The organism is Bacteriovorax sp. PP10, from assembly GCF_035013165.1.
GTDB lineage: Bacteria > Bdellovibrionota > Bacteriovoracia > Bacteriovoracales > Bacteriovoracaceae > Bacteriovorax > Bacteriovorax antarcticus.
Genome location: NZ_JAYGJQ010000002.1, coordinates 478133 through 498092 on the forward strand (window position 1 = coordinate 478133; position 19960 = coordinate 498092).

17 protein-coding genes and 1 tRNA gene are annotated in these 19960 nt (G+C 36.7%); 7 read left to right on the plus strand and 11 right to left on the minus strand.

Features of this window, described 5'->3' with window-relative positions; all coding sequences use genetic code 11:
- Positions 1 to 2 precede the first annotated feature (2 nt).
- Complete coding sequence (locus tag SHI21_RS12305; RefSeq protein WP_323576890.1) at positions 3 to 1001, minus strand: aromatic ring-hydroxylating dioxygenase subunit alpha; 999 nt, start codon at positions 999 to 1001, stop codon at positions 3 to 5.
- A 56-nt stretch (positions 1002 to 1057) separates the two neighbouring features.
- Between SHI21_RS12305 and SHI21_RS12310 the strand changes: the two genes are divergently transcribed.
- The gene (locus SHI21_RS12310; protein ID WP_323576891.1) at positions 1058 to 3238 is read left to right on the plus strand and encodes an RND transporter family protein; all 2181 of its coding nucleotides are present in this window, start codon (positions 1058 to 1060) and stop codon (positions 3236 to 3238) included.
- 36 nt (positions 3239 to 3274) lie between these two features.
- Here SHI21_RS12310 and SHI21_RS12315 read toward each other — a convergent pair whose 3' ends face one another.
- Both SHI21_RS12315 and SHI21_RS12320 read right to left on the minus strand, forming a co-directional pair.
- Positions 3275 to 4801, minus strand: a complete 1527-nt coding sequence (locus tag SHI21_RS12315) for a hypothetical protein (protein ID WP_323576892.1) — start codon at positions 4799 to 4801, stop codon at positions 3275 to 3277.
- A gap of 439 nt (positions 4802 to 5240) precedes the next feature.
- Positions 5241 to 5735 (minus strand): GNAT family N-acetyltransferase, encoded by a 495-nt coding sequence (locus SHI21_RS12320; RefSeq protein ID WP_323576893.1) that lies wholly within the window; start codon positions 5733 to 5735, stop codon positions 5241 to 5243.
- A gap of 95 nt (positions 5736 to 5830) precedes the next feature.
- On the opposite strand from SHI21_RS12320, the gene SHI21_RS12325 reads away from it, so the two are divergent.
- A complete protein-coding gene (locus SHI21_RS12325; protein WP_323576894.1) occupies positions 5831 to 6244 on the plus strand; it encodes an NUDIX domain-containing protein in 414 nt (137 codons plus the stop codon).
- Between the two features lie 255 nt (positions 6245 to 6499).
- Positions 6500 to 11212 (plus strand): hypothetical protein, encoded by a 4713-nt coding sequence (locus tag SHI21_RS12330; RefSeq protein ID WP_323576895.1) that lies wholly within the window; start codon positions 6500 to 6502, stop codon positions 11210 to 11212.
- Here the strand turns inward: SHI21_RS12330 and SHI21_RS12335 are convergent.
- From SHI21_RS12335 to SHI21_RS12350, 4 genes are all read right to left on the minus strand, one after another.
- Positions 11196 to 11570 carry an ASCH domain-containing protein gene (locus SHI21_RS12335; RefSeq protein WP_323576896.1) on the minus strand — a complete coding sequence of 125 codons (375 nt, stop codon included), beginning with the start codon at positions 11568 to 11570 and terminating at the stop codon, positions 11196 to 11198. The genes SHI21_RS12330 and SHI21_RS12335 overlap by 17 nt on opposite strands.
- Before the next feature lie 11 nt (positions 11571 to 11581).
- Positions 11582 to 12190 carry a hypothetical protein gene (locus tag SHI21_RS12340; RefSeq protein ID WP_323576897.1) on the minus strand — a complete coding sequence of 203 codons (609 nt, stop codon included), beginning with the start codon at positions 12188 to 12190 and terminating at the stop codon, positions 11582 to 11584.
- Positions 12191 to 12296: 106 nt separating this feature from the next.
- The gene (locus tag SHI21_RS12345; RefSeq protein WP_323576898.1) at positions 12297 to 12695 is read right to left on the minus strand and encodes a GNAT family N-acetyltransferase; all 399 of its coding nucleotides are present in this window, start codon (positions 12693 to 12695) and stop codon (positions 12297 to 12299) included.
- Positions 12692 to 13243 carry a GNAT family N-acetyltransferase gene (locus SHI21_RS12350; protein WP_323576899.1) on the minus strand — a complete coding sequence of 184 codons (552 nt, stop codon included), beginning with the start codon at positions 13241 to 13243 and terminating at the stop codon, positions 12692 to 12694. The genes SHI21_RS12345 and SHI21_RS12350 overlap by 4 nt, the downstream gene beginning before the upstream one ends.
- Positions 13244 to 13489: 246 nt before the next feature.
- Between SHI21_RS12350 and SHI21_RS12355 the strand changes: the two genes are divergently transcribed.
- Entirely contained in the window at positions 13490 to 14239 is a 750-nt protein-coding gene (locus SHI21_RS12355) for a hypothetical protein (protein ID WP_323576900.1), read from the plus strand.
- Positions 14236 to 14733: a hypothetical protein gene (locus SHI21_RS12360; protein WP_323576901.1), complete on the plus strand. Its 498-nt coding sequence runs from the start codon at positions 14236 to 14238 to the stop codon at positions 14731 to 14733. Before SHI21_RS12355 ends, SHI21_RS12360 begins: the two co-directional genes overlap by 4 nt.
- 39 nt (positions 14734 to 14772) lie before the next feature.
- On the opposite strand, the gene SHI21_RS12365 is transcribed toward SHI21_RS12360, so the two are convergent.
- The 4 genes from SHI21_RS12365 to SHI21_RS12380 form a co-directional block, all read right to left on the minus strand.
- Complete coding sequence (locus SHI21_RS12365; protein WP_323576902.1) at positions 14773 to 15135, minus strand: cupin domain-containing protein; 363 nt, start codon at positions 15133 to 15135, stop codon at positions 14773 to 14775.
- 17 nt (positions 15136 to 15152) lie between these two features.
- The gene (locus SHI21_RS12370) at positions 15153 to 16274 is read right to left on the minus strand and encodes a hypothetical protein (protein WP_323576903.1); all 1122 of its coding nucleotides are present in this window, start codon (positions 16272 to 16274) and stop codon (positions 15153 to 15155) included.
- A 118-nt stretch (positions 16275 to 16392) separates the two neighbouring features.
- On the minus strand, positions 16393 to 17343 hold the full coding sequence (locus SHI21_RS12375) for a phosphotransferase family protein (RefSeq protein ID WP_323576904.1): 951 nt from the start codon (positions 17341 to 17343) through the stop codon (positions 16393 to 16395).
- Positions 17344 to 17452: 109 nt separating this feature from the next.
- Positions 17453 to 17529 (minus strand) — tRNA-Arg (locus tag SHI21_RS12380).
- A 136-nt stretch (positions 17530 to 17665) separates the two neighbouring features.
- Here SHI21_RS12380 and SHI21_RS12385 point away from each other — a divergent pair.
- Together SHI21_RS12385 and rsgA are read left to right on the plus strand one after the other, a co-directional pair.
- Complete coding sequence (locus SHI21_RS12385; protein WP_323576905.1) at positions 17666 to 18973, plus strand: FAD-binding oxidoreductase; 1308 nt, start codon at positions 17666 to 17668, stop codon at positions 18971 to 18973.
- Entirely contained in the window at positions 18967 to 19917 is a 951-nt protein-coding gene (rsgA, locus tag SHI21_RS12390; RefSeq protein ID WP_323576906.1) for a ribosome small subunit-dependent GTPase A, read from the plus strand. The genes SHI21_RS12385 and rsgA overlap by 7 nt, the downstream gene beginning before the upstream one ends.
- The last annotated feature ends 43 nt before the right edge of the window (positions 19918 to 19960 follow it).

The window sequence follows — 19960 nt, forward strand, 5'->3', positions numbered from 1 at the left end:
GATTAAGTGTTGCTCCAGCTTCCTGCTTCAGCTTGTCCTTCATAATGTTCGATAAAATGAATAATGCTTTTATCTGCTTTTAGAGGTGTCTTAAAGTTAAACTTGATTCGGGAGAAGATGATTGTATCTCCCTTAGCGAAATAGTTTCCAACAAGTTTAGTAAGAAAGAGAATAATTGGATTTAATAACCATCCATATTTTCTTTTTTCAGTAACTAGTATCGTCTGTCCTTCTGTCACACCATCCGCAGTCGGTCTTAGGGCGAAGATAATATAGAAATGTAAAAAATCAGGTCCCACCATAACACTTCCGACATGGCCCCACCAGTAAGTCATCTCGTAAGTCAGAGCATTCTTATAGAATTTTGATGCCCATTTTAAAAAGATATTTTTGTGAGGGAGAGGAGTCGTGTTAGATAGCTGAATACATCTTGGTGTTAACACCGTCGGCTTCATATCGAGATCGACAACTAAGTTATGAACAGATTTAAAGTGCTGAGCATCGATAGCGTTAATCATGACGACATTCGGATGACAGTTTTTAATGAACCTGCTTCCAAGAGAGTAGTCGAGTTCTTTGCCAACCAGTTCGGGAATAACAGGAACTTCTTCAATCTTATCCGGATCACCGGCCCAAACCCAAATCAGTCCATACTTCTCACGTTGAGGGTATGTTTTTAGTTGCTGAATATTTTTTATTTCTTTTTGTGCAGGAATTTCAATACAGTCACCTGTATCGTTAAATTTCCAGTAATGAAAAGGGCATCGGATATCATTGCCTTCAACGAAACCATCACAAAGATGAGCACCCATATGAGGACAGTGCGCATCCATGATTCTGATAGTGTTATCAGCGCCTCGATAAACCACAAAATCTTTGTCTGCAAGCTTCGCTGGTTTTGCTGTGCCTGTTTTAACTTCAGAGGACTTTATTAGCCAATACCAACCTTCCGGAAGGAATTTAGCATTGCCAAAATTCTGTAGTGTTTCTTGATATGACATTAAATTCTCCAATTAAATTATATTGCCCTTTCCGCATTTATGTCTAATCATTTTGTATGGTGAAAAATACGCCTACCGAGGCAAAAGTCGGTGAAAAATCAAATTATTTGCTTGGTTTGTTTCAGGGGATATTACGTTACTGTTATGTTTATCCAAAGACTGTAATCTTGATTTTTCTGGGCCTATTCATTCTGGCCGTGAGTGGGTTACGTCATATTCATCTAGAACTTGATATTTATGATGTAAAGAACGAGAGTTTCGCCTCAAGTTCAAATTGGTTCAAATTAAGAAACGAATTCAAAGATCCTAATTCCCTGTATTTTGTATGGAAGCCTTCTCGCGTTCTGGACTCTCAAATACACTGTCAGTGGCAGAGGGAAATTCAGAATGTTAGGAATAAAGAAGAGAGTATTACTAGGGCATTCCAGGTCTACAGTCTTCGCTCTCCAATAGACGACAGTGGAGATCTTTTATATAAAAAGCTATTGGAAGATCCATGTGCCGAAAATCTTCAGTCTGCTTCATTAAATTCTGTTCAAAAATCCTATCTCGGGCCGGTTCTTTTAGACCCAAACCACACGACGTTTTTGACGGAAGTGAGTTTCGAAAGTGCAAATAATGATGGCGTTGTTCCCATTAATGAAATCGAAAGAATCTCAAATGATCTTTTGCTAAAAAATAAAACGATAGATCCTAAAGGCGACGTTCAATTACTAGGACCACTTAGTTACCGAATCGAGTTCAAAAAAATTCTGACTAAAGACCTCTACATCAATGTTGGATTATTGATTTTCATTGCCATTTTTTTTCGACTTTTTCTTGGTACGTGGGTGAGTGGTGTTGTCTATGTTGCTATCACTTGCACCACAATCTTTTATACATTGGGACTGATGGGTATTATGGGATACCCGGTAGATATCCTAACCAATAACCTTATTTTAATGACAGCAATCGCAGGTACTGCTGATTTCTTATTTTTGTCATTTGAGTTTTTTAAATATGATCCTAAAAAAAGTTATCACAACATAATTACCCCTGCCTTTTTTACAACTTTTACAACAATGGTGGGATTCATTTCGCTATACTCGTCAGATTTAGAAATGATCAGACGATTTGGTGTGGCCGCAGCTACTGGTGCATTTTTCGAGTGGGCACTCCTTTTTAATCTGGTTCCTGCAATTATGGGAGTTTTAAAAATTGAGAAGAGCTGGGTTAATCGTGAGAAAGCTTTTGATATTGAACATTTTAAAAAATTCTTAAAATACACTCCATCGAAGAAGGTTATTTATTCATTTTTATTTGTTTCAGTAATGGCCTTCGTTGCATGGCCATTCTTAAACTATTCGGATTCTCCCAAAAACAATTTCCCGCAATCTCATCCATTAAGAGTGGCGATTGAAGATTTTCAAAAGAAATTCAATTGGGAAGGTAATATCTCTCTCTTGTTTAAAAAAGACGTTTCTGAAAATGAAATGAAAGATATTAATGAGAAAGTAAAGAAGCATAAACTAGTACTTTTTATTGAGAATAAAAAAGATCTTTTGGATTCGTGGACAAATAATTTTGAGTCTAAGTTGAGAAAGGATTTAATCATCCGCGACTTTGAAGGCACACCCCTTAACAATCGTTTTGAATCACCTGAATTTAAAAGATCAGTAGTTTATCTTAAAAATATCAATACAAAAGAGCTGGAAGAATTCCAAGATTTTACGAAGAAAATTTGTGGTGATAAATGTATACCAACTGGCCAAGTTCTGGTTTATCTCGAGCTGAATAAGAGAGTGAGCCATACGATGCTGGAGAGTTTTGTCACAAGTATTTTCCTGGTACTCATCATTTTGTTTACGTTAATGCATACATTAAAAATTAAAGGTGCAAGTTTTAAAGATGTGGCCATCGCAAGTTTAGTGGCCCCATTGTTTATGGTCACAGTGATTGCCGTCCTTCAAGTTCCGGTAAATGTTGTGACATCAATCTTCTTTGCTGCTCTAGTGGGGCTGACAGGCGATAATGCCATTCAATACCTGTTTGCCTCTAATGGTGGAACGCTGGAGAAAGGACTGGCCCTAAGAGGGGATGCAAGCCTTGTGTTCTCATTGCTTTTAATTTTTGGGAGTTTATTTTTTATCGGGCAAACACTTATACCGCTTAAGTGGCTTGGTGTTCTATTCTCTTTAGGATTTCTGGTGACGTTTATAGGTGATTACTGGATTTTAAAAGGTCTCAACGAAAAATAAGAATGGTGCTCTTTCAAGCACCATTCTATTGATTGATTATCTTACAAAAAGTGTTGGCAAATTCATAACTAAAGAAGTCCCACGGCTGTATCTCATGATTCTTCTGGCCTCTGCCATATAGTCACTTGATTGTCCTGCAGCACTTGGTACAAAAGTTTTCCAAGCATCGTTGTTCCATCCAATCGATCTACCTTTGTCGTAGTTTCTTACTTTTAGAAGGTCACCGTTTTTAGCTTTGATTGTTTTTTCGTTTGCACCTTGTTCGAACTTATTTGCCATCAGAACGCCTAGGTTTTGTGGAGGATTATTGTAGAAAGCAGGAAGATTAACTGTCACTGACTTTCCAGAAACCGGGTCTCTCACTTCTGCTTCGCCTTTAACTACAGCAACCATATTGCTGATTCCTTTTCCTAACTGCGCTTGTGACTCAGAAGAAAAGTGAATTGGGTTTAATGCCATTGCCGGGTTTGCATCTTTATCCTGAAGAAGCTCGTATGCTTTTTTAGCATGAAGTACATAATTTTTAAGAGCAGTGTAGGCCTGCTTCATCATGTTTGTTCCGTAAGGATTGTTTGGCATGTCTCTTAGTGATAAGAATTTTTTCTTAGTGAATTCCGTCATTACACCAACTCTTTCTTCATCAGTTAACCCCAGGTCTTCTTTTTCTTTTCCTAAGATTGAGATTGAGTCTTGACCAACATGAGCTCCCATTTTCTTTGCAACATCAAGAGCAAGGTCCTGGTTGTACGCACAGAAAACTAAAATCCCGTGAAGAGATCTGTAGTAAGCAGAAGCAGCTAAGTGCATTTCAGCGGCACCGTGCCCAGAGTAGCGTTGAATATCATCTCTGAATGCCCCTGTTCCAAATAACATTTTGTTATCCCAAACAAAGATTTTCGAAGAGTCTTTAGCAATAAGAGCTTCAATGCGAGTTGTGCTTTCATATAGCTTTTTTGCCATTTCATTACCTAAGAAGCTTTGAAATTCTGCAATTGATTTAAATTGAGATGCATTCGACATATCAGCAGAAGGCTCTGTGAAGTATCTAAATGTTGCTTTCGCCTGATCTGTAGGAAGGGCCATGTCGATAGTACCAGCAACACTTCTTAAGATTTGAATCGCTGATACGTGCGTAGCTTTATTTCCTAAGAACGAATTACCTTTTTCAAAAAGAGGGCGAAGTCTCCACACAATTCCACGAAGTGGAAGAGCAACGTGAGCTTGAGTAAGAAAGTATTTAGTGTCATCAGAATAAGAATCAAAGTTTGCGTATGATTTTTTTAGAAGCCCTTCTAATTGGTCAGGGTCTTGAACCTTAAGCCACTCAGCTCTTAATTTTTTAAAATCTGCACTTAGATCTGATTCAGAAAAAGTTTGCAAGCTTGCAATCTTTCTTTTTGAAGCAGGAGTCGCTGGAGCTTTATCAGCTGTTGCCCAGTTGTCTTGAATCGATAGAACAGAATAATCAAATTGCGGTTGAGCTACAGTTTTCGGTGCTGCAGTGACAACTGAAGTTGAAAGCGATAGTACAACGAGAGCACTTAAAGTTTGTTTTAAAATCAAGGTTTCCTCCATTTAATGAAACACTAAAAAAGTATAGCATTGAAGGATGCTTTTGATAGAGGGAAAAATGTTTAGTTGGGCTTTCTCAGAGGGGGGAAGGGCTGTGTTTTTAATCACTTGCCCGATTGTTGTGAAGCTAATTACCAGACTAAAAGCTGACCTGGGCCAACTCCCTAAAAATATTATTAGAGCAATATGGATTTGATGTTGTTGAGGTTTTCTTAGAAGCTATTCTCAAATTCTCTATGATCGTTTTAAGCAAAGATGGGATTTTGGGGAAAGACACAGAGGTCATGCTGACAACGAAAGGTTTGGTGAGTTTGAAATACGATTAAGAGATAACGTTTCGCCATTAGGCCTGACGGAAAAATTGATAAGAATTGATACGAATGATTTTAAATCCGTTGATTATGATTTTGTAAAAAATAGTTTAGTGCAGTTAATTTAATCTTTTTTGGAGGTAGTGAAGTTGTACTTCAGGAGTCCGTCCTTCAAGTGTTTTCATTAAACTATAATTCAATTTTTTATATAAGTTTAAGGCCTTTTCATTATCACTATCTACACCTAGTGTAAGTGTCTTCACACCTCGTGCGATGGCCTCCAGTTCTAATAGTTGCATAAGCTTTAATCCATAACCCTGACGATGGTGAGTTTTAGAAACTTGTAAGGCGTGAATATGAGCAATCTCTTTCCCGTTTGCAAGTTCAGGTCTATTGTCTGCATTTTTTAAAATAAGCTGAACCATCGCAACAGGTTCAATGTCTTCTAATAAATATAAGATTCTATTATCAGCTAACTCTTTAAGTTCATTTTTTATATAATCTCTAATCTTTATAATGTTTTCTGCATTAGCACCAAATGTGGCAACGATGCTCATGACTTTATGGATGTCATTTGGATTTATAGAAGATGTAATTTTTAACTGAGGATTCATTGAATAAAGGTTAACTTGGATATGTGGAAAAAGCACGATCAATTGGGAAATTTTGAGCCATCATCATGCAATAGCACCTTCTCATAGGAGATCACATGCAAGAAATAAATTATCAAGATAAGGTTAGCTACTTTAAAACAAACATTGTTCCTGAATCATACAAATCAGTTTTGGTTTTTATTAAAAATGGCAAAGAGTGGTTGATGGTAAAAAACAAATTTAGAAACTGGGAATTACCAGGCGGACATAAAGAGGGCAGTGAAACACTTTATGAAACAGCTCAAAGAGAAGCTTTTGAAGAAGCTGGAGTTGATATTAAAAATATAGTTTACGTTGGTTATTATCGTCTTGCAGATGGGCATACAACATCAATCGTTACGGCCGAAGTTGAAAAATTTCATGAGATCCCTTCGGACTTTGAAACTGAAGAAAGAAAGTTTGTGTCGGAGTTTCCAGCAAAGCTATCTTTTAATGATGCTGTTTATCCGTGGTTGGTGAGGAATTTTTGAGATTAGTCATTTGAGCTCTTGGTGTTGAGCGCTAAGAGCTCAAATGGCTAAAGAATTACTGACTAAAATACCGAAGTGAATATGCATCGAATGTTGGCGTTCCTTTAGTGAATTTGCAAATATAAAGAAAAAACCTTATGTATCTCCATGTATATAGATAAATATAACTATTTAAAAATATGGTTATATTATTATTGTTTTTTTATTTATGTGTAGTTTTGTAAAAGGTTGGTTGATATTAGCCGATAATATCTTATGCATTTCTTTAAGAAATTTTTAGCCCTATTCATGGTCATCATTTCAATGTCTGGTTGCTTACCAAGCAAAGTCACATTATCTAGTAATTTACAAAACCGACTTAATATTGAAAATAAATCTCGCGATCCATATGTACCTACCAGAGACTTGAGTGCCTATCGAATCAATGGAGAGTGTAATAACTTTAAAACGGTTCAATTACAAATTCCTAATCTTGAGTTTACTGCCGTATGTGCTTTTGGAAAATTTAGTTATGTAACAGATTTATCTTCTGTTAATGAAGGTGAATTCGAAATTTCTGTCACAGGAACTAATTCTGATGGAAAAACGCAGACACAAGTTTCTAAAAAATTAATAAAGGATACAGTTGCACCTGTAGGCACTTTGTCTGTAGATGGACTTGGATTAAGTCCTAGCAAAAGTACATTAGCTAGAACAATTTCAGTCAGCGGTAATAATGAATTTTACAGTTATAAGTATAAGCTTACTTCCTTATCTTCATGTCAGGGAGTTACTTTTGAGCAGCTAACAGAGTATGGGATAGACCAAAAATCGAATGTCGTATTCTTAGAAAATGCTTCGAATAGAATCTGTCTTATTGGAAGTGATAAGGCCGGTAATTGGCAGACAATAGCTTCAGAGAGTTCTGCCATTAGAATTGACACTCGTTCACCTGCAGCTGTTTTGAATTTAGTTCATACATCCTACTATAACTCTTTAACACAGACTCCGGTTTTCAGTTGGAACGATGCAAATGATAATGACGGTGGAAGTGGTATTAGTCATTATGAAGTGGCCTTAGGATCGATTGCTGGAGGGAGCGATTTATTACCCTGGGCTAATGTTGGTAATGTTAAAACGATTCAGTTATCTTCTGATTTAACAGCGTACTCAAACTTAATGGTATATCCATCTATAAGATCAGTAGATAAAGTTGGGCTCGTTTCTGAAAAGTTTTCGAGTAGTGGATGGTATGTGGGAACTCCAGCTGTCGATTTGTCGATGGTTCAGCCCAATCCTTCAAGCGTTATAAAACTTTCAAATAAAAATAGCTTTACCGTTAATGGAAATTGTTCAGAAGTGGGACGCAATGTTGTTATTTCCATTACAGGCATGGCCCCAGCGAGTGTGGTGTGTACTGCCTCTCAAACTTATTCCAAAATATTTAATCTTGGTTCTGTAAGCGATGGTGCTGTTACCATTGGAGTGTTTCACGACAATGCGATGAGTGTCTCTCGCTCTTTATCTTTGACTATTCAAAAAGATACAGTCGTTCCAACTGTTTCGTTTATAAGTCCAGCTGATAAAACTTTTTACACAGGATCTAATAGAGCAGCTTTTACGATTTCGGGAAGCTGTAGCGAATCAGGAAAAGTAGTCAATATTGATTCTAATTTTGGCTATTCAGCACAACCTGTATGTAGTGCTGCTCATACATGGTCAATCACATTGGATCTGTCACAAGAAAATGCCAGCTCCTTAATTTTTAGCGCAAATCACAGTGATGCTGTGGGAAATTCAGGTATTGAGGCCAATAGAACATTTATAAACGCGAGTACACAAAAGTTAAATACACAGGCCTTGGCGGCCACAGGACTTTCAAATATCTATGAGATTGGAGTTGCTTCTGGAAGTGGGAAAATTCTCATGAGAGGAACTTATTATGACAATGGTGTTACGGCCATTATGTCCGCTAATAGCGATGGGACCGAGTTGACGGCAATCACTCCTATGAGAGCAGGAAATATTCAGCCTTTTAATACAGGAAACCCAGATACATTTGTCTATAGTCCTTCTAAAAATGAAGTCTATTTTCGAAACTATCAACCTGGAAAAACCTCACAGATTTTTTTGAGTTCAGCAAAAATTGATGGATCTGATTTTAAAGATATTCAAGGAACAACAGCTAATAAAAATATTAATTACACGGAAGGGCAGATTAGTCATGATGGAGAGAAAATAGTCTTTCTATCAGACAGAGATTTTGATGAGCGCTTTGAGCTTTACATCTCTAATGTAGATGGAAGTAACGTCATTAAGCTTAATGGAGCGCTGGGGACAGGGCAAAATGTGGCAAGTAATTTCCTTTATATTTCTGAAATAGGAAAGATTGTTTATATAGCAGATCAAGATACATTAAATATTAATGAAATTTATGTTGTGAATGCTGATGGGACCGGGCGAGTAAAACTAAACCCATCTTTTGACAATTATGTGCCAGGGCAATCAAGAGGAGTGACAAGCTATAAAGTCAATTCACTAAAAAACCGCGTCGTGTTTTATGGTGATTTTATTGATGATGCAAGAACTGAATTGTATACGTATGATCTGGTGAATGGTGGAAGCTCTGTGAGAATTCACAATCCACTGATCAACTCAACGCAATTTGAAGTGGCCAGCAATTACTTCATCTCACCTGATGGTCTACAAGTTGCTTACAACACTGACAGTGATAATAGAGCGGGCTCAGGTAATAGCATCCAGCATTTATGGGTCGCTAAGATTGATGGCTCTAGCAGAGTTCGCATCACTCCGGCGATGGCCGCGAACCGAGACATTGCACCGGTATTTGGATTTTCAGCAGACAGCACAAAGGTTGTCTTCTCTACTGATAATGGAGCAGCTGATAACATTTATAACATCTACGTGGCCGATGCAGATAAAGCATTTGATCATGCCGGTGGAAATGGTTACACACGTGTATCAGAGGTCACTCACGACCTCATTGGAACTGACCAGGCCCAAGGGCTGCATCCATTTAGTGTAACGACCTACCGCTACCTGGATTTTACTCCAGATGGTCAATATGTAATCGCTTCAGTTAATGATACTGCAGGAGCAAATCCCTTAACAGTTTCAACATCTCTGTGGCGCTACAAACTTGATGGAACAGAAAAGTTATGTCTGACTTGTTCAAAACAAATTCTAAATGGTCAGGCACGTTACTTCGAAGTCTCACCAGATTCAAGTAAGATTGTCCTTTTTGGTGATGTTGACGTTGATGAAGTTTTTGAAGTGTTTACTGTACATATCGATGGCTCAAATTTTAAAAAAATCAGTGAACCCATTTTATTCAATGAAGGTGACGTCAATGTAACGGGTGGTAATCGCTCCAGATTCATTGACTGGAATTTAGAGCGAATTTATTATTTAGCTGATCGTACACTCGATGGCATTCAGGAAGCATGGGGTGTTAATTTCGATGGAACTCAATCAGTAAGAATTTCCGGATCAAATAGTTTAGTTAACTTTGCTGATAGTGCGACTTCATTGACATGGACTAATGATGGAGAAAGAGTTGTTTATTTAGAAAATCCTGTCTATTCAGAACAATTCAGACTTTATTCAAATAATAAACTCGGAACTGATGAAAAAGCATTGATCATTCCAACTAGTGTGGATGGAAATGTTAAGAGTTATATACTTACTCCAAATTCTCAGCACGTGGTTGTCAGATTTATACCAGGATCAGGGCAGCCAACTGAGCTGCGCTCGGTTCCTATAAATGGATCGGCCGCTAGTATTAAGATCACTCCAAATTTCATTAATCCTAATGTTGAAATTACAACATACTATGTTTCACCCGATTCTAATTGGGTGGTGTTCACTGCGGATGCGGAGTTTGATAATGCCATTGAACTTTTTGCAGTGAGAGTGAATGGTACTGATCTACATAAACTCAGTGCTGATGTGACAAACCCGGCCAATCAAGATGTATCAACAGCAATAAAATTTAGTCCTGATTCTCAAAAAGTTGCTTTCCAGCAAGATTATATCATTACAGATGATGTGAATGACATGTTCGTAGTAGATCTCGCAACAGGTGCTAATAGAGTTTGTGTGAGTAATTTTGGAACTTATGCCCTTGGCGGAGTATCGACTGCCGCTCCTGAATTTTCGTATGATTCAAGTAAGATTATATTTATGGGGCCACTAGATACGTATGCAAAAACTGAGCTTTATTCATCCAATGTAGATGGCACAAACCCAGTTAAGCTTAGTCGAGCATATGCACTTACAACTCAAGCAGTGAGTGGTTTTGTAGTGTCAGCTAATAGTAATAAAGTGGTTTACCGTTCAGATGACGAGACAGATGGATTAAATACGATTACAGCTGTTAATAATGATGGATCTAATAGAGTCACATTAACTCCTTCAATAATACCTGATGCGACATTTGATACTGGTGTTAAGATTCTGCCTTCTGGAAAAGTCGTATTCAGAGTGGATCATAACAAAATTGATAAATTTGAATTGTTCTCAGTTAATTTTGATGGAACGAATTTTACTAAATTGAATACGTTATTAGATGACCAAAGTGATGTCATGTCATTTAAGTTAAATCGCGATGAAGATAAAGTTATCTACCTTTCTGATCAAACCATAGTTGGTCAGTATGACTTATTCGCTGTTAATCCAGATGGAACTTCTAATTCTGCTCTAAGTAATGTTCCAGCACCTTCGAACGTCAGGGATTATGTAGTCAATAACACCCATGTCGTTTATAGATCTGATGAATTTATGCCTGGAACTTATGATTTATATTTTGTGGATTTCAGTGGGAATGGTAAAAAGAAAATCACTCCAAATCACACCGCGGGATCAATGGGGGCCGGAAATTTTGTTTTATCACCTGTAAGTGGTGCGACTTATTTTTCATCTGATTTATACGGATTTATGGGGTTTGATCTTTTTAGATTTGCTCCATAAAATTTGGATCAAGTTCTATCTTATAAATGCCACGAGCAGCTAAAACAGGCCCAGGAGGATTTATTGGTCTCACGTCCATAAGTTCCCATGAATAATATCCTGGCTCCCAACGAGAGGCCATTGCCGCTGGAATGTCTGACTCTAAATACTCTCTAGTCAGTTTAATTTTAACAATAGCGACTGCAACGCCTTCCGGGTCAACGTCGCCATCTTCTCTTAAGAATTTTTTATTTTCTACAATAACCAAATCCCCATGAAAGTCTAAGGGTGGTAACCACGAACGTACTTCAATCGTTTTTTTCCCTTGAGCGATATTTGTTCCACCAGGGAAGACGATTGATAATGCGTTTAATTCCATTTTGTCTCCAATTATTTTTTAGGAACTGCTACGCAAGAATAGCCATTGTAAGCAATACCTCCGCATTCAACTTTATCCAATTCAGGATTATAGGCACAAGAGTGTCCCGCAGTTTGCAATCCAAAACATTCTACCTTCTTTAAATTAGGATTGTATGCACAAGAGTGAGTAATTGTTGCTAATCCATTACATTCAACTTTTTTTAAGTTGGGATTGTAGACACAAGAATAACCAGTATTGGCCAGACCATGACACTGAACTTTTTTGATAGAGATATTATAAACGCAAGAGTACCCATTCATGACATTACCTTTGCAATCTACTTTCTCAGAGCTCTGATTATAGACACAAGAGTATTTTGCAGTAGGAAGTCCAGAGCATTCAGCTTTCTTAATGTCGGGTCTATAAGCACATGAATAACCCAGATGAGCAAGACCGCTACATTTTAATTCTGTTTTGATGGGTGTATCTAATTCGTTACAAATTTTTGTAATATCGTTATTTAAAATATCAATTTTTGAGGGAGTCGTTTTACTTATTTCGCACATGCTGGATGCGAATGCAGATTGAAAAAAGAAAAGATGAAGAACAACTACAAGTGAGAATAAACTTTTTAACATATAGACCTCTTATTAATTTCGGAGAGGTCGTAGAGGTTCTTTAGGATTCTAAAATAAAATTACTCTTATCTTGAAACTGAAGTTTTGATATTGCGGGAGTTTCGAACTAGAAATTCTCCCACCACCATCCATCATTTGCCAAATCTTCCCTGACTGCATTAAAACTGGAAGCACTGTATGCTTTTTGTGATGCAATGTTGTCATTTTCAATAAAAGCACGTCCTCTTCTATTGGCCATAAATGATTTAATTATTTTTTTTGCAAAACCCATATTTCTAAATTCTGGAAGAATATAAATAGCTCCCATTCTCCAAACTTCATCCTTATCTTGCCTAGGAGTTGCGAAACCAATTAATTTATTTTCATTGTATATCGGGAGGCGTTTTCTAGTTTCATCATGTGGATAAACAAAACCTGCGAGTAATGGATCAGCATCGGCCTTAAGTAAAACCTCTAGCATTTGTTCTTTTTCGAAATTGCCAAACATGTAGTTTTTTTCACTCATAGATCATCATTCCAGTTAACAGGAGTAGATGTTTTACTTATCCAGTCAGTTCTTAAAATTGCATATCTCACGGTATCCTTTAATTCACCAATTGCATTCGGCCATGATTGTCTATAGTGGCCTTCCTTTACGTAGCCACATTTCGTAAAAACTTTTCTCATTGGGAAATTATCAACTCTAGTTGTTCCTTCAATACGATTAAGCGAAGACCAGTTTTGAAAAAGATAATGAGTTAACCAATTAACAGCTGTCTCACCAACTTTTTGTCCTCGGTATTCATTTAAAATACGTAAATCAAAAAGAGGTGAGCCATCCTCAAGATCATCCATTTCAAAAAGTCTGATCAGCCCGATAGATAAATTTTGTTCATTACGTATCCAGAAAGTTTGATTTTCCTCTCCGGTGAAACTTCCTTCTTCAATCAGTTTCATTACTTTTTCTGGAGTTGTTTTTGAATTAACGTGAAAATCCCATTCTTGACTTGAAAGCCAATTGGAAAGTAATTCCTTGTCACTTGATGGATCAAATAGTTTGTATGAAAGTTTCATGAAAATACTAAATCATAAGAGATTGAATATTGTCTATTGAGCGTAGTTTGTTATTTTAAAAAAGTTCGAGACACACAGACGGGTGGTCTTAGAAGCAATTGGAAATAAAAGGATTTTTAAAATGGCGCGCCCGCTTGGGGGAGTTTCGAACTTCTTGCTCTATATAGTTAATTTTACTTTCTAATTATATTGACTTCAAATAACCTTAAGAGTCAAAATAGATGAAGTCTATTAATTGAGAGAGATATGAAATTTATAGTGATTTTTATAACCTCTTTTTTATTTTTTTCTAAAATAGCACTGGCTTCACCATTACCTTGTACAATTTGGCAAACCCAAGTTGAAGCTCATCCAGTTAAACCTTATAAAAATAAAGATGGTACTCTCGTTATAAAAAAAGGCGAGACGGATGAACATTGCAGGTTAAAATATCCGAAAACTGAAAAATGGCAAACGCAATTCTTTGATGGTGCAATTCATGGATGGCCCATACCAGAAGAAAAATTTAAAAGTTGGAGTCAATCAGAAAAAGAATTAGTTTTAAAGTTTTTAAGTCAGCAACCACAAGCCTTAAGGGCTCTTAATGATATAACTTTATTAAGAGGATCTAAATCAAAATTTAAAAATAATCCAGGGACTTCTGTAAAAGCATTGAATGCAATAGCTCTTTACGACAAATTCTTTTCATCTGAAGAAAAATCAAGAATTCTTAGTCATGAATTGTCTCATCTTTATCTGCATAATCTCAACCCAGAAAAGCTTGCGAACTTAGTTTCTGAATTAGGTTGGAGACAAGAAGGTAAAGAAAATTCTCTGGTGCGTTTACCGAGTTATCCTTTATTAAGGCCAGATTCTGCTCAAAGTATTACAGAAGACATCGCAAATCATCTGGAAGACTTTCTCCATGATCAAGAAAGCCTGCGTAAGAAATTCCCAGATAGATATAAATTGATTAAAGAAATTGTCCCGGTCGATTTTAGGTTGGAGAGTCCATGAAAATAGTATTATGTTTTTTATTTTTATTCTTTACTGGATGCAGTTCCTATAAAGCTGAAGCAAAGATTGATAATATTACGATGTTGCAGACTATATGGAATTCAAAATCTCTTTCTTTAGCCTTAGATAAAATCCAAGGATTACACAAGGTCGGTGAGGGCGATGATTATGAAACTTTTGGAACTGATAAAAAAGTTGGCATTTTTTCATTAGCAATTAATGTCTCCAAGAAAGATAAAAAAATTATTTCAATCAGAACACCACTTGATAAGGGAAATGATATTCCTTCTAATATTATAAAGACGAAATTAGCGACTGATGATTGGAAAACGTACGAGCATCCTATAAACGGTATTGATGCCATAAAACTAGACGTTACTGAGTACAGTGAAAAATTAGAAGTTGGTTTTGCGTACGATAAGCTTGATAAAGAAAAGAAGACAAGAATGATATATTGGGGAGGGAATTTTAAAAGAATTCAGACTATTCTTTAACTGGCGCACTCGCTTGGGGAAGTTTCGAACTTCCTTGCCTTACTTCCAAGAATCTTGAGGAATCCAACAAGGCGCCGTGATAACTAGATAGCGTATAGGATCTGGGCCATTATTTATAAATTGATGCTTCTCCAAAGGTGATGCATAAATCAATGTCCCAGGCACAATCAAATGTTCTTGATCACCAACAATCGCACTGCCATTACCTGAAATAAAATAATATGACTCTTCACGTTCTTTGTGAAAATGTGGATCAGAGGATAGTCCTGGCGCAATTTCTACAATTGCGATCGTGTGATTTTTGGTAGAGCCGTGCTGTTCATGTCTGCCAATTGCAACCTGAAATTTTTCACCAGATGGTGAGTCTTTTAAAGTACAAGTGTTAGCATTTAGAATTTTCATATTAATGTAATTTACTCTTACTTATTAGGCTGCGCATTCATAAAGTTTGCAGCTGAAAATAATTCGCTGCAGAGAGAACCAAGTTTTTTTCCAGTTTCAACTGAAAAATATAGTTTTTGATCCAGCTCTTTCTCGATGATTGGATTAATTAGTTTTGCAAAACTGCTGATCCATGGATTGTTATACAATTGAGAATTCCATTTTAAACGTTCTGGGAAAAACTTTTTTAGAAATAATATCTGTCCGATTGTTACGGCCATTGGTTCTTCAAGTATTCTTCCACCATATAGGTCAAGTGACTTATTATTTACGCTTGGGCATGCATCTAAAAAAATCTTTGAAATTTCTTCTTTTTGTTTTTGAGGCTGACGTGCAGAGAGAGTATGGATAATTTCATGAAAAATAATATCTTCATCTTTTGAATTTATATGTTTAATTGGATTCTGCTGAAATATTAAAAAATTATTTGTCGGAGAAGAAGAGTCACTTTCCATTGGAGGAAACCATGTATAAAGAACTTCATATTTCATGTTTTCTGAAACTTGATAATAATTAGCAATTTGAGAAAAGAAGTTATTGTATTTTTTATTCTGAAGTTTTTTATTAAGCTCTTGAACTTTTTTCTTAAATGGCGTTGATTCATCAAGAAGGACTTGATACTTCGTCTTATAATGTTCATAAAAGGATTGTAGAAAAATAAAATCGTCATCGCTTACAAGTTTTTTTACTTTTGCTAGAGCTTCCTGCAAATTGTTAGAACTATAAAATAATGGTGCTAGTAAATCTTCTGTGATTCCCGATTTCTTTGCAAATAAACCATCTGCATATGGCCCGATGTCATCTTTAGCGACTCCTAAGCCCTTATAGTAACGTTTTCGGATATCATCATATTTTTTAAATAAAATTTGATCTTCAGCAATTAATCCAAATTTCTTTGTCCAATATTCTTGAACTTCACCGCCTTTATCCTGACAGAAGGTTCTATTCCACCAACCTGAGAGACAATCCATAATAAGGAACGTATTGGCGGCTTCACTATATCTAGCAGATATTGAAATCGAACTTGCATTGCTAATAGTGGGTAATAACAATAGAGAAAATAGTAAGACTACTGGTAGTTTTATAAAGTTATTTTTCATTGAGAAAGATTAACAAAGGATTGCTTTAAAAGATTGTCATGGTGTGTTTGAGAAAAGTTCGAGAATTAAAATGGCGCACCCGCTTGGGGGAGTTTCGAACCTCTTGCCATTATTGATGCTAACTAACTGATAATTTATTAATCTGTTGAATGGTTATACTTAAATACTCTTCAGCTTCATTCTCACTAAAATGTAATTTGGCCACTGAGCAAAGCTCAATATTGCGAATCATTTGATAAATATCCATTCTTTTAAGTTCAGACGTTGAGAACTCTGTTTTCTTGTAACCTTTTAAGAAAGCATCTCTACTGTTGGCCAAGTCTTCTTCGTGAGATCTCCATCTGCAAAAATCGTATAATGGGTCTCCTGCGAATGCCCATTCAAAATCAAGAACGGCAGTTACTTTAAGGTTATGATGTAGAAGATTGCCTAAGTGATAATCAACATGAACTAGATTAGATGAAGTCACTAGAGAAAGTTCTAGAAAATGAGTTTCAAATATTTTCCATATATTTGCTTCAACACTTTCATCTATAATCTTAAGATTCATTGCCTCATTAAGATGAAAAGAAAGTTTTGCTTTGAGGTAATCAGGCCATGTTTTGGTTCTAGGCAGTGGTCCCGACGATGAAAGTTCTCCAAAAAAATCAAATAAATGTTGATTTAATTTAAAAAGATTTTTACCAGCTTCTTCAGAAACTTTTATTCTTTGATCAATACTTAAATTTTTCCAATCACTTTCTATGTTTGTTCCAGGAAGCATTTCAGTGATTAATACATCAAAGCCGATATGCTCTTTTGAGTCATCAAGATAAACAATTTGGGGAACAGGTATGTCGCTTTTTTTTAGCAAATTAAAAACAAAAAACTCACGTTGATATTTTGGAAGCTGTGGGTCTCTCGCATTAAAGCGAAAGACAAACGATTGATTCACAAAAAAACATGGATTCACCCACCCTTCAGTGTCCATTTTAATGTTTTTAACTTCTCCAAGATTGTACTTGTTCATTAAAGGAGCAATTGATTGCTCACAGAGTTTTTTTATTTCGAGATGATTATGAGTGCGCATAAATGAGGTTATATTTTTAAAACAAGGACGTGAAAAGTGAATAAATTAAAAGTTCGAGACACACAGACGGGTGGTCTTGGAAGTATTCGTAATGAAAGGATTTTTAAAATGGCGCACCCGTCAGGATTCGAACCTGAGACCTACCGATTAGAAATCGGTTGCTCTATCCAGCTGAGCTACGGGTGCATGCGTATGGAAGTGAAGAGAAAAATAATGGTTTTAAGGCATAAAGTCAAGTAGAAGATGATGTTTTACACGGTCTAAGTACCTAAAATTTTAAATAAATCTTCCACATTCAAAGATTCTTCCTTAGACTAGTGTAATGAAGACAAAAAGCTTTTACTCATTTCCCGAAGTTGTAGCGCATATTAAGACGGCACGGCCGACTTTGTTTCATTCTTCGCAAACATCGACAGTTATTCCTTTCGAAAAACTCGATGGAGCGCTTGGAAGCGAGACTGTATTGGGAAATCTTTCAACGATTAAAGGAAATCTGGAAATGCTCTCAAATGGAAATTTGAAAGTGACGGGTTTTGTAACGTGGAAAGAGGCAAAAGAGTTTTGCTTACAACACGGAAGAGAAATCATGACGTCTCCAACGGAAGAGCTCGCAGGAGTTCTGGCCGGTATCGCGACAAGCTGTACAGGGGAGAGATCGTTTGGTTTTAAAAATCTTCGTTCGCAAATTGTTGAGCTGACTTTTGTTGATTATGAAGGGAAAGATGTCACTCTTTACGCTGATAGAAAATTAGAGTGTGGGATTGATCTCTCAACTTACCAAGCAGACTTCGCTCATTACAAACTTTATAAAAATGCTCCCTACCCAAGACTAGAATTCGAAACTGATCTTATGACTGGGACAGAAGGACAGTTGGGTGTAATTGAGAGTGCAGTTCTAAGAACGATAGAGCACTTTCCAGAGACTTTTATTTTTATGTTACTTCCTCGTTGGGAAGAAGACTTTAAACCTCACTTAGAGGTGTTTAAGGCCGTTCAAAACTTTAGAACACAGGTTCGTGCTTGCGAATTCATTGATTCGAATTCACTTTCATATCTTCCGACGGAAAAAAATCCTGGAAAGAATCAAGACGTCATTTTTTTAGAAATTAGAAAAGATGAATTCGAAGATATCTATGAAAACTTACTTAGCCATTTAACTTTAATCAACGAAGATCAGATTTTCGAAATGGATGCCACTAAGTGCCGCGACCTGAGAGTAAGTGTTCCCCGTGCTATTTTTGAGAGAAATAGTCAGATGGGAGTGACGAAAAAAGGAACGGATGTACAGGTGAGTCCTGAGAGATTCGAAGACCTTTTAAACCATTACAGAGAGATGGGGAAGGTTGGAGTAGCCTATAATTTATTTGGCCACTTCGGTGATGCGCATTTGCACTTTAACTTTATGCCGACTCCTGATAAGAATGACTTCTGTAACGCTCAACTGGAATCCCTTTACTCTAAAGTTTTAGAGTGGAAAGGCTCTCCATTTGCTGAGCATGGAATCGGACTTTTAAAGAGAAAATTTATTGCACCATTTTACAACGACCATCAAAAAAGTGTCTTCAGAGCACTTAAAAATAAATACGATCCTAAGGGACAATTTTTTCCTGAGGGATTTATGACATGTTAAGAAAGGCACGCGTCTTTAAATCCGGTAAAAGAGAATTCGAATGCAAAATCTTCGAGACAAATGAAATGGTCATGGCCACGGCATTGGGGAATCTTCTTAAGGGAGATGAAAACTCAATTGTTGTCGGCGACTATGTCATGATCGATGAACACAATACGATTATGGAAGTGCTGAAGCGTACCAATGAAATGTTTCGTCTGATTGTTCGTGAACAAAAGAAAAAAGTAACAGCATCAAACTGTGACCTGATGGTTATCGTGAGTTCTGTTTCTCGTCCGGAATATAAAAGAGGAATCGTTGATCGATTCCTGGTTCGTGCTCATCAATGGGGGATTCGTCCTCTGATGGTTTTTAACAAGATGGATGAATACGATTCAGCCACTCTTGATATCAAGTTTGAATTTGATCGCATGAATAACTTAGGCATTGAGTGCTTTGAAGTTTCAGCGGCGAAACAAGATTATAAAAATCAATTTTTGGAATTAGGTTTAGAAGACCTGAAGCAAAGACTACAAGGAAAGACGTCGATCTTTTTAGGCCAGTCGGGTGTGGGGAAAAGTAAACTTATCAGTGCGGCTTCAGAGGGGAAAATCAATCTTCTTTCTCGTGATGTTGGTAAAGTGGGTAAGGGAAAGCACACGACAACCTGGAGTGAGATTGTTGACTGCGATACTATGTCTTTAATGGATTCTCCCGGGATCAGATCCTTTGGGGTAGAGGATTTATTAGAGGAAGACCTAATAACGTACTTTCCAGATATCGAAGAAGGTGCGGTTCAATGTAAGTTCTCGAATTGTGCACACACGGAAGATTCACCAGGGTGTTTTTTCTATTCTAAACTTGACCAAAACGCTTACGAAACAACACTTATCATGTCGAGATTAGAATCCTATCTTCGAATGAGAGAAGAAATTTCCGAGACACCAAGTTATCTAAAAAAATAGTAAAAGAATTCTGATTCCCTCCGATGAGTTACGTAAGTCTAAC

Bases quoted from the DNA above. Each gene is read 5' to 3' on its own strand.
- SHI21_RS12370 (WP_323576903.1), bottom strand. From the start codon at position 16,274: ATGAAAAATAACTTTATAAAACTACCAGTAGTCTTACTATTTTCTCTA.
- SHI21_RS12325 (WP_323576894.1), top strand. From the start codon at position 5,831: ATGCAAGAAATAAATTATCAAGATAAGGTTAGCTACTTTAAAACAAAC.
- SHI21_RS12320 (WP_323576893.1), bottom strand. From the start codon at position 5,735: ATGAATCCTCAGTTAAAAATTACATCTTCTATAAATCCAAATGACATC.
- SHI21_RS12350 (WP_323576899.1), bottom strand. From the start codon at position 13,243: ATGAAACTTTCATACAAACTATTTGATCCATCAAGTGACAAGGAATTA.
- SHI21_RS12330 (WP_323576895.1), top strand. From the start codon at position 6,500: ATGCATTTCTTTAAGAAATTTTTAGCCCTATTCATGGTCATCATTTCA.
- rsgA (WP_323576906.1), top strand. From the start codon at position 18,967: ATGTTAAGAAAGGCACGCGTCTTTAAATCCGGTAAAAGAGAATTCGAA.
- SHI21_RS12355 (WP_323576900.1), top strand. From the start codon at position 13,490: ATGAAATTTATAGTGATTTTTATAACCTCTTTTTTATTTTTTTCTAAA.
- SHI21_RS12345 (WP_323576898.1), bottom strand. From the start codon at position 12,695: ATGAGTGAAAAAAACTACATGTTTGGCAATTTCGAAAAAGAACAAATG.
- SHI21_RS12310 (WP_323576891.1), top strand. From the start codon at position 1,058: ATGGTGAAAAATACGCCTACCGAGGCAAAAGTCGGTGAAAAATCAAAT.
- SHI21_RS12335 (WP_323576896.1), bottom strand. From the start codon at position 11,570: ATGGAATTAAACGCATTATCAATCGTCTTCCCTGGTGGAACAAATATC.
- SHI21_RS12385 (WP_323576905.1), top strand. From the start codon at position 17,666: ATGAAGACAAAAAGCTTTTACTCATTTCCCGAAGTTGTAGCGCATATT.
- SHI21_RS12360 (WP_323576901.1), top strand. From the start codon at position 14,236: ATGAAAATAGTATTATGTTTTTTATTTTTATTCTTTACTGGATGCAGT.
- SHI21_RS12375 (WP_323576904.1), bottom strand. From the start codon at position 17,343: ATGCGCACTCATAATCATCTCGAAATAAAAAAACTCTGTGAGCAATCA.
- SHI21_RS12305 (WP_323576890.1), bottom strand. From the start codon at position 1,001: ATGTCATATCAAGAAACACTACAGAATTTTGGCAATGCTAAATTCCTT.
- SHI21_RS12340 (WP_323576897.1), bottom strand. From the start codon at position 12,190: ATGTTAAAAAGTTTATTCTCACTTGTAGTTGTTCTTCATCTTTTCTTT.
- SHI21_RS12365 (WP_323576902.1), bottom strand. From the start codon at position 15,135: ATGAAAATTCTAAATGCTAACACTTGTACTTTAAAAGACTCACCATCT.